General features: G+C 64.2%; 9 protein-coding genes. 2 read left to right on the top strand and 7 right to left on the bottom strand.

The genetic code is table 11. The annotated features are described in order from the left end of the window. Positions 1-130 precede the first annotated feature (130 nt). Positions 131-388 carry a type II toxin-antitoxin system ParD family antitoxin gene (locus OOZ48_RS08965; RefSeq protein ID WP_269497416.1) on the top strand — a complete coding sequence of 86 codons (258 nt, stop codon included), beginning with the start codon at positions 131-133 and terminating at the stop codon, positions 386-388. After that, complete coding sequence (locus OOZ48_RS08970) at positions 385-684, top strand: type II toxin-antitoxin system RelE/ParE family toxin (protein ID WP_269497417.1); 300 nt, start codon at positions 385-387, stop codon at positions 682-684. Before OOZ48_RS08965 ends, OOZ48_RS08970 begins: the two co-directional genes overlap by 4 nt. A gap of 81 nt (positions 685-765) precedes the next feature. Here OOZ48_RS08970 and OOZ48_RS08975 read toward each other — a convergent pair whose 3' ends face one another. From OOZ48_RS08975 to OOZ48_RS09005, 7 genes are all read right to left on the bottom strand, one after another. Next, a complete protein-coding gene (locus OOZ48_RS08975; protein ID WP_269497418.1) occupies positions 766-1,056 on the bottom strand; it encodes a VOC family protein in 291 nt (96 codons plus the stop codon). Further along, on the bottom strand, positions 1,053-2,111 hold the full coding sequence (locus OOZ48_RS08980) for a quinone-dependent dihydroorotate dehydrogenase (RefSeq protein ID WP_269497419.1): 1,059 nt from the start codon (positions 2,109-2,111) through the stop codon (positions 1,053-1,055). The genes OOZ48_RS08975 and OOZ48_RS08980 overlap by 4 nt, the downstream gene beginning before the upstream one ends. A 70-nt stretch (positions 2,112-2,181) precedes the next feature. Beyond that, positions 2,182-2,910, bottom strand: coding sequence for an arginyltransferase (locus tag OOZ48_RS08985; protein ID WP_269497420.1), 729 nt, complete (start codon positions 2,908-2,910; stop codon positions 2,182-2,184). 39 nt (positions 2,911-2,949) lie between these two features. Further along, complete coding sequence (gene aat, locus OOZ48_RS08990; protein ID WP_269497421.1) at positions 2,950-3,750, bottom strand: leucyl/phenylalanyl-tRNA--protein transferase; 801 nt, start codon at positions 3,748-3,750, stop codon at positions 2,950-2,952. An 18-nt stretch (positions 3,751-3,768) separates the two neighbouring features. Then, the gene (locus OOZ48_RS08995) at positions 3,769-4,356 is read right to left on the bottom strand and encodes an NUDIX hydrolase (RefSeq protein WP_269497422.1); all 588 of its coding nucleotides are present in this window, start codon (positions 4,354-4,356) and stop codon (positions 3,769-3,771) included. A 143-nt stretch (positions 4,357-4,499) separates the two neighbouring features. Then, a complete protein-coding gene (locus tag OOZ48_RS09000) occupies positions 4,500-5,837 on the bottom strand; it encodes a hypothetical protein (protein WP_269497423.1) in 1,338 nt (445 codons plus the stop codon). A gap of 176 nt (positions 5,838-6,013) precedes the next feature. Beyond that, positions 6,014-6,376 carry an NYN domain-containing protein gene (locus OOZ48_RS09005; protein WP_269497424.1) on the bottom strand — a complete coding sequence of 121 codons (363 nt, stop codon included), beginning with the start codon at positions 6,374-6,376 and terminating at the stop codon, positions 6,014-6,016. Positions 6,377-6,508: the final 132 nt, after the last annotated feature.

Consider the following 6,508-nt stretch of genomic DNA (forward strand, 5'->3'; position numbering starts at 1 on the left):
TTATTCAATTTTCGGGGTGTTTTTTTATGGACCTGAAATGGTCGGCTGTGAAAGACTGTTTTCGACTGTTTGATAACTGTTATTAAAAGAACTATCCTACGAGCATGACACTTATGCCTGGAGGCAGATCATGATTAGCGCCGATTTGGGAAAGCAGCTTGAAGGCTTTGTCAGCCGTCTTGTAGAGAGCGGCCGCTACGGCTCCAAGAGTGAAGTACTGCGCGAAGGCGTTCGGCTCATCCAAGACCGGGAAGCCAAGCTGGCCGCGCTGGATGCGTCCATGGCGCGAGGGCTGGCCGATGCCGATGCGGGCCGCACGAAGCCCGCCAGCGAAGTGTTCGATCGCCTGGAGGCCAAGTATGCAACTATGGTGAACAAGCAGGCGTGATCGTTCATCTATCCGATGAGGCCGTAGCCGACCTAGAGCGCATCGCTGATTATATTGCTCGGGATAACCCAAGACGGGCGTTATCCTTCGTACAGGAACTGCGGGATAGGTGCTTGCGTTTGGGGAACATGCCAGAGGCGTACCCGCTGGTCCCCCGCTACGAAAAACATGGCGTGCGCAGGCGCGTACACGGCAATTACCTGATCTTCTATTGCGTTGACGCCGAACGGGTCACGGTTTTGCATGTGTTGAATAGCGCCATGGATTACGCGGAAATTCTGTTTCCTGGCGAGTGACGCCAGATTTGTTTTCAAGCCGCGGCCAGCGCTCGGAAGCCCACACTGACAAAATCGCTGATCGGGGACGTTTCCCCGATTCTATTCGCCAGCCTCCTCACACCACTGCGGATTCCAAACAATCTCCCAAAGGTGCCGATCTGGGTCGAGGAAGTAGCCCGAATACCCGCCCCAGAATGTGTCGTGCGCAGGCTTGACAATAGTAGCCCCCGCGGAGGCTGCTGTGGCCATGACTTCATCGACTTCGGCTTTCGACGATACGTTGTGACCCAAAGTCATCTCAGTGGGAAAACCGAGTCCATCACGGTAGAAGCGTAACGACGCATCAAGATCCTCGACGCCGATGGTGATGACAGTGATGCGTGGCTTCATGTGATTGGCCCAGTTGAATGCTTTAGTGCCCGCACACACTCCTCGACCAGCGCCGGCCCCTGGTAGATCAATCCCGTGTACAACTGCACCGCATCGGCACCCGCCTGCATTTTTTCCACGGCCTGGCGGCCGGACTCGATGCCGCCCACGCCGATGATGGCGGTGTCCCGCCCCAGGCGTTCGCGCAGACGCCGAATGACCCGCAGCGACAATTCGTGCACCGGCGGCCCCGACAGGCCGCCGGCCTCGTCCTCGTAGGGCAGGCCGCGCACGGCCTCGCGCGACAGGGTGGTGTTGGTGGCGATGATGCCGTCCACGCCGTGGCGCGGGACGATTTCCGCGATGGCATCGATGCCCGCCTCGTCCAGGTCGGGGGCGATCTTGACGACCAGCGGCGTGCGCCGCCCGTGCTGGTCGGCCAGCGCCTCGCGCCGCTCGCGCAGGGCGCCCAGCAGGGCGTCCAGGGCGTCGTGGTCCTGCAGGCTGCGCAGGTTGCGCGTGTTGGGTGAGGAAATGTTCACCGTCACGTAGTCGGCGTGCGGGTACACGCCATCCAGGCCCAGCAGGTAGTCGTCGATGGCGCGCTCGATCGGCGTGTCGGCGTTCTTGCCGATGTTCAGGCCCAGGACGCCGCCCTCGGCGCGCCAGCGGCTGGCGCGCACATTGGCGATGAAGGCATCCAGGCCGTCATTGTTGAAGCCCATGCGGTTGATCAGGCAGCGCGCGCGCGGCAGGCGGAACATGCGTGGCCTGGGGTTGCCCGGCTGCGCCCGCGGCGTCACGGTGCCGACCTCGATGAAGCCGAACCCCAGTCCGCCCAGGGCGTCGATGTGCGCGCCGTTCTTGTCCAGGCCGGCCGCCAGCCCCACCGGGTTGCGCAAGGGCAGCCCCATGACGGTGCGCGGCAGGGCGGGGCGCTGGGACAGCAGGGCGCGCGTGGCGCTGCAATCGTGCGCGCGGTGCAGCATGCTCAGCGTCAATTCGTGCGCACGCTCGGCGTCCATGGAAAACAGCGCGGCGCGCGCAAGCGGATAGGCGTGGAACAAGGAGGGCATGGCGTCGGGACCTGTCGAAAATCGGGCCAGGCGCTATTTTACGGGTTTATGCCCGTCACCAACGCCCCCCTCAACGCGACAACGGTTCGATCCACACGCCACCCCGCAGGACCTGGTGCGGCCGGAACCGGGATTTGTATGCCATCTTGCGGCTTTCCTCGATCCAATAGCCCAGGTACAGCCACTGCAGGCCCAGGTGGCGGCAATAGTCCAGTTGCCACAGGATGCCGAAGGTCCCCAGGCTGCCCGGCCAGTCGGGGTCGTAAAAGGTATAGACCGCCGAAATCCCCGTGTCCACGCGGTCCATGATGGCCACCATGCGCACCACGCCCTCGGCATCGGTGAATTCCGCCATGTCGGATCGCACCCGGCTGGTCAGCAGGAACTGGGTGTATTGCGCCTGGTCGTCCTGGTCCATGCCGGCGCCGGGGTGGCGGCGCGACTGATAGCGCTGGTACAGGTCGAAATGGCGCGCGTCCCAGTGCAGGGGCGAGACCTTGACCCGCATCGCGCCCATGCGATTCCACAGTTTGCGCTGGGTGCGGTCGCGCACGAAGCGGCGCGCGTCCACACGGATCGGGATACAGGCCTGGCAGGTTTCACAGTCGGGCCGGTAGGTGAACAGGCCGCTGCGGCGAAAGCCCTGTTCGATCAATCGCGAATAGGCGGCATCGTCGACCAGGTGCGCGGGCGCTGCGACCTCGGAACGCGCCAGACGCCCGGGCAGGTAGCTGCAGGGATAACTGGCGGTCGTATAGAACTGCAGTTTCCTGAAAATCGATTCGCTGGGGTTGCTCATGGCCGCGCCTAGTTAGTCACGACTATTGTGGCATCCGGGCTATTGCGCGTCCAGGCGCGGCCCGTCCATCAGCAGCCGGCCTCGCGGCCAGGGCGGCGGGGGCATGTCCCTCAACGCCGTCAGGCTGGCGAGGAATTGCTCGCGCGGTACGGGCGCGGCACCCAGCCGGGCCAGGTGCGGGGTTTCCTGTTGGCAGTCGATCCAGGGCACGCCGTGGCGGCGCAGGTGCGCCACCAGGTAGGCCAGCGCCACCTTGCTGGCGTCGGCCGCGCGGCTGAACATGGATTCCCCGAAAAAGCAGCGCCCGATGGACACCCCGTACAGGCCGCCGGCCAGGCGTCCGTCGATCCAGGTCTCGACGCTGTGTACCCGCCCCATGCGGTGCCAGGCCTCGTACACGGCGATGATGTCCGGCGTGATCCAGGTCGCGTCGCGGCCCGCCTCGGCCGGCGCGACCGGCCAGGCGGTCCCCGCGCGCGCCGCGCCGATGCCCAGGCGCGCGCCCTGGCGTTGGGCGCAGGCGCGGATCACCTCGCCGAATGCGGTATCCATGGTCACCCGCAAGGGCGCATCCGGGTCCCGCGGATCACGGCCGAACTGGCGCAGGCGCTTGGTCAGGGACTGCGAGACCCGCAGCCTGTCGCAGGGCAGCACCATGCGCGGATCGGGGCTCCACCACAGGACGGGGTCGCCCGGGCTGAACCAGGGAAACATGCCCTTGCCGTAGGCCTCGTCCAGGCGCGCGGGCGACAGGTCGGCGCCTGCGGCGACCAGGCCGCCGGGCAAGCCGGTCCGCGGATCGGGCAGGGGGGTGTGGGCATCTATCCAGCTTAGTTGCATGGCGCATGCGCCGGTGACTCAGTCCGGGAAACGGAAGTCGATCGCGTAGTGGTGGGTGGGAAACAGCCCCTCGCGGCGATCATCCAGGTAGTGCTCCAGCGTGGTGTAGACGGTGCGAAACGACAGTTCCTTCCAGGGGATGCCGTCCAGGGGGAAAAAATCCGCCTCCAGGGTTTCCGGGCCGGGGGCCAGCTGCGGACCCAGGACGTCGGCCAGGTAATAAAAGTGCACCTGGTTCACCGAGGGCACGTCGATCACGGTGAACAGCGACCGGACCCGGATGCGCGCGCCCGATTCCTCCTGGTTTTCGCGCTCGGCACCCTGTTCGGTGGTCTCGCCCAGTTCCATGAAGCCCGCCGGCAGGGTCCATTTGCCATAGCGCGGCTCGATCGCCCGGCGGCACAGCAGGATCCGGTCATTCCAGATGGGCAGCACACCCACCACGTTGCGCGGGTTCTGGTAGTGGACGGCGCCGCAGTTTGAGCACAGGTCGCGGATGCGATTGTCGTCGGGCGGGATCTCGCGGCTGAGGGTGTGGCCGCATTGCGAACAGAATTGCTGCGTGCGTGGGGCGGGGTGATAGAAGGCGGGATCGGGCGAGGTCATGCGGGGATTTTAGCGCGGGACCGGAGATTGGATGCCGACCGTAGCGGTGTTGCGCACATCATAGGAGCCGTGCTTGCCGGCGCCGGTCCGGCGGTGTCCCGGCATGCTCCTGTTCCAGGGCTTCGAGCGGCCCCCAATGCCCCTCACGCCCCCCTCACCACCAGCGAATACAGCGCCCACCACGTATATTTGTTCGAGATATCCCCATGGCCCGGGATCCTGCCGTTGGCGCCATCCAGGCCATAGACCCGGACCCCATCGTCGAAAGCGTAGGACTCGTCCGGCGCCTGGATCGGCATCAGGCGCTCGCCCGCCCGGCGCGGCCCATAGCCGCCCAGCGCCGCGTAAGGACTGGGCACCTCGACCGTTTTTTCGAGGCCCATGGGTTCGCCCAGGTCCACGTCCCGCCGCAGCGCCCAGTGAAACAGGGCGTGCAGCGCGGCATCATGGGGACTGTACGTCGCCAGGATCGGCTGCTCGACCCGCTCGAACGCCACACGGTATCCGCCGGGATGATCCTTGCCCGGGACCTGGTCTGCAAAGCACAGGTGCGAGATCGCCGGTTGCAGCAGGAGCGCGGAGCGGACCCTGCGCGGCGGGGCCGTGATGCTGCACAGGGCGGACAGGACGACCTTGGTACCGTAGGAATGTCCAATCAGATGGACGCGGGCGCTGGTTTGGCGCAGGAGGGTCTCCAGCGCGGGGCCGACACCCTTGGCGCCTACGACGCCCGCCCGGTCCTTCATGATGGCCACCGTCAGCATGCGGACCAGCTGCCTGGGATCCAGCCAGCGCCACATCCCGCCCAGAACCCCCTGCGGCCGGGCCATGCCGGCCAGCGCGGGGCCCTTGTCCGCGTCCATGTCGTCGGCCATGGCCTGCCAGCTGCGCAGCAAGCCTTCGACCTCCGGCGGCTCGCCGGATTCGTGCTCCGCCACGGAATCCGTGAGGATGCCGGCGGCCAGCTCCGCCAGGCGCCGCGCCTGCGACTCCGAGAGGGCGGTTTGCTGGGCCAGCGTGTGGAATTCCGTCCGCTCGATATCCGTTGCGAAACAATCCGCAATTTCGGTCAGCTCGCGCTGGTACTGCGCCTCGTCCTGGAATGCGGCCTCGGCATCCGCCCTCAGGGCCTTTGGTCCACGCCCGGATTCGCCGAACGCCAGGGCGGCGCTGGGCCAGAAAATCCCGACCAGCAGTGGCCGGTAGTCCGCAGGCATCGGCAGGCCGTAGGCCTTGCGCATCCCCGCATAGCCTTTAAAGAATGCCCGGTATCGTCCAATCGCATCCGACCATTCATTGTTCCAGCCATGCGAAAACACGAAGATGTCGGAATAATCACCCGCCTCGGCCAATAGCGGCCCGAGGCTGCCATCGTCCTTGTATTGTCCTTCCTTGTCGAAACGGATGATGTAGAGCGGAACCTGTTGCCCATCCGCGGATTCCAGGTATTCCCGGGGGCCGGGAACGTGCTGCTCGCCCATGATGATTTCCCCTTGGCGTCATCGAGCGGCATCTGTGTGCCGGCCTATTATTGTGTCATTTCATGACATCGACGGGGAACGGTACAAACCCTCGGGGTTTTCGATGTCGGGCGGAGCCGAATGGATTTCCTGCAGTTTCTCAATGCTGTCGCTGTGCTCGAGTCTGGCCAGGAAAGTTACCAATCTACTGGCTTGGTAATGGCATTCCCATCGGCGGGGACTACCGGGTCTGGCATTTGTGAGTTGACCAGCGCGCGAGTGGAGATGAGTCTCGTGAAATCGGCGCATTTAACCATCTCTTTAGAGGTGCCTCGCTTCGATGTGAGAAGACCTAGAATTTTCTTGGGGTGATGTGCCTTGACCAGCCTCATTGATTCCGCCAGATCACTATCTCCTGAAATGACGACTGCGCAATCAAACCTGTCTAACCAAGCGTCATTGATGAGATGCACCGCGAGATTCACGTCAGAGCCCTTCTCTTTTGTCTCCAGGACAGTGGCATGTCGCTGACCATTGATAGGAGGATGGAGCTTCTTCATGACAAGGGGGTGCGGACAAAATCTTGGACTACTCTAGGAGTGGTTCATGTATTCGTACGAAGACCGATTGCGCGCCGTGAGGCTGTACCTGAAGCTTGGCCGTCGGGTCAAAGCCACAATCCGTCAACTGGG

This window comes from Castellaniella sp. S9 (assembly GCF_027257175.1).
Classification (GTDB): domain Bacteria; phylum Pseudomonadota; class Gammaproteobacteria; order Burkholderiales; family Burkholderiaceae_B; genus Castellaniella.

Excerpts from the sequence above, each read along its gene's own strand:
- OOZ48_RS08995 (WP_269497422.1), bottom strand. The coding sequence starts at position 4,356 with ATGACCTCGCCCGATCCCGCCTTCTATCACCCCGCCCCACGCACGCAG.
- OOZ48_RS09000 (WP_269497423.1), bottom strand. The coding sequence starts at position 5,837 with ATGGGCGAGCAGCACGTTCCCGGCCCCCGGGAATACCTGGAATCCGCG.
- OOZ48_RS08985 (WP_269497420.1), bottom strand. The coding sequence starts at position 2,910 with ATGAGCAACCCCAGCGAATCGATTTTCAGGAAACTGCAGTTCTATACG.
- OOZ48_RS09005 (WP_269497424.1), bottom strand. The coding sequence starts at position 6,376 with ATGAAGAAGCTCCATCCTCCTATCAATGGTCAGCGACATGCCACTGTC.
- OOZ48_RS08975 (WP_269497418.1), bottom strand. The coding sequence starts at position 1,056 with ATGAAGCCACGCATCACTGTCATCACCATCGGCGTCGAGGATCTTGAT.
- aat (WP_269497421.1), bottom strand. The coding sequence starts at position 3,750 with ATGCAACTAAGCTGGATAGATGCCCACACCCCCCTGCCCGATCCGCGG.
- OOZ48_RS08965 (WP_269497416.1), top strand. The coding sequence starts at position 131 with ATGATTAGCGCCGATTTGGGAAAGCAGCTTGAAGGCTTTGTCAGCCGT.
- OOZ48_RS08980 (WP_269497419.1), bottom strand. The coding sequence starts at position 2,111 with ATGCCCTCCTTGTTCCACGCCTATCCGCTTGCGCGCGCCGCGCTGTTT.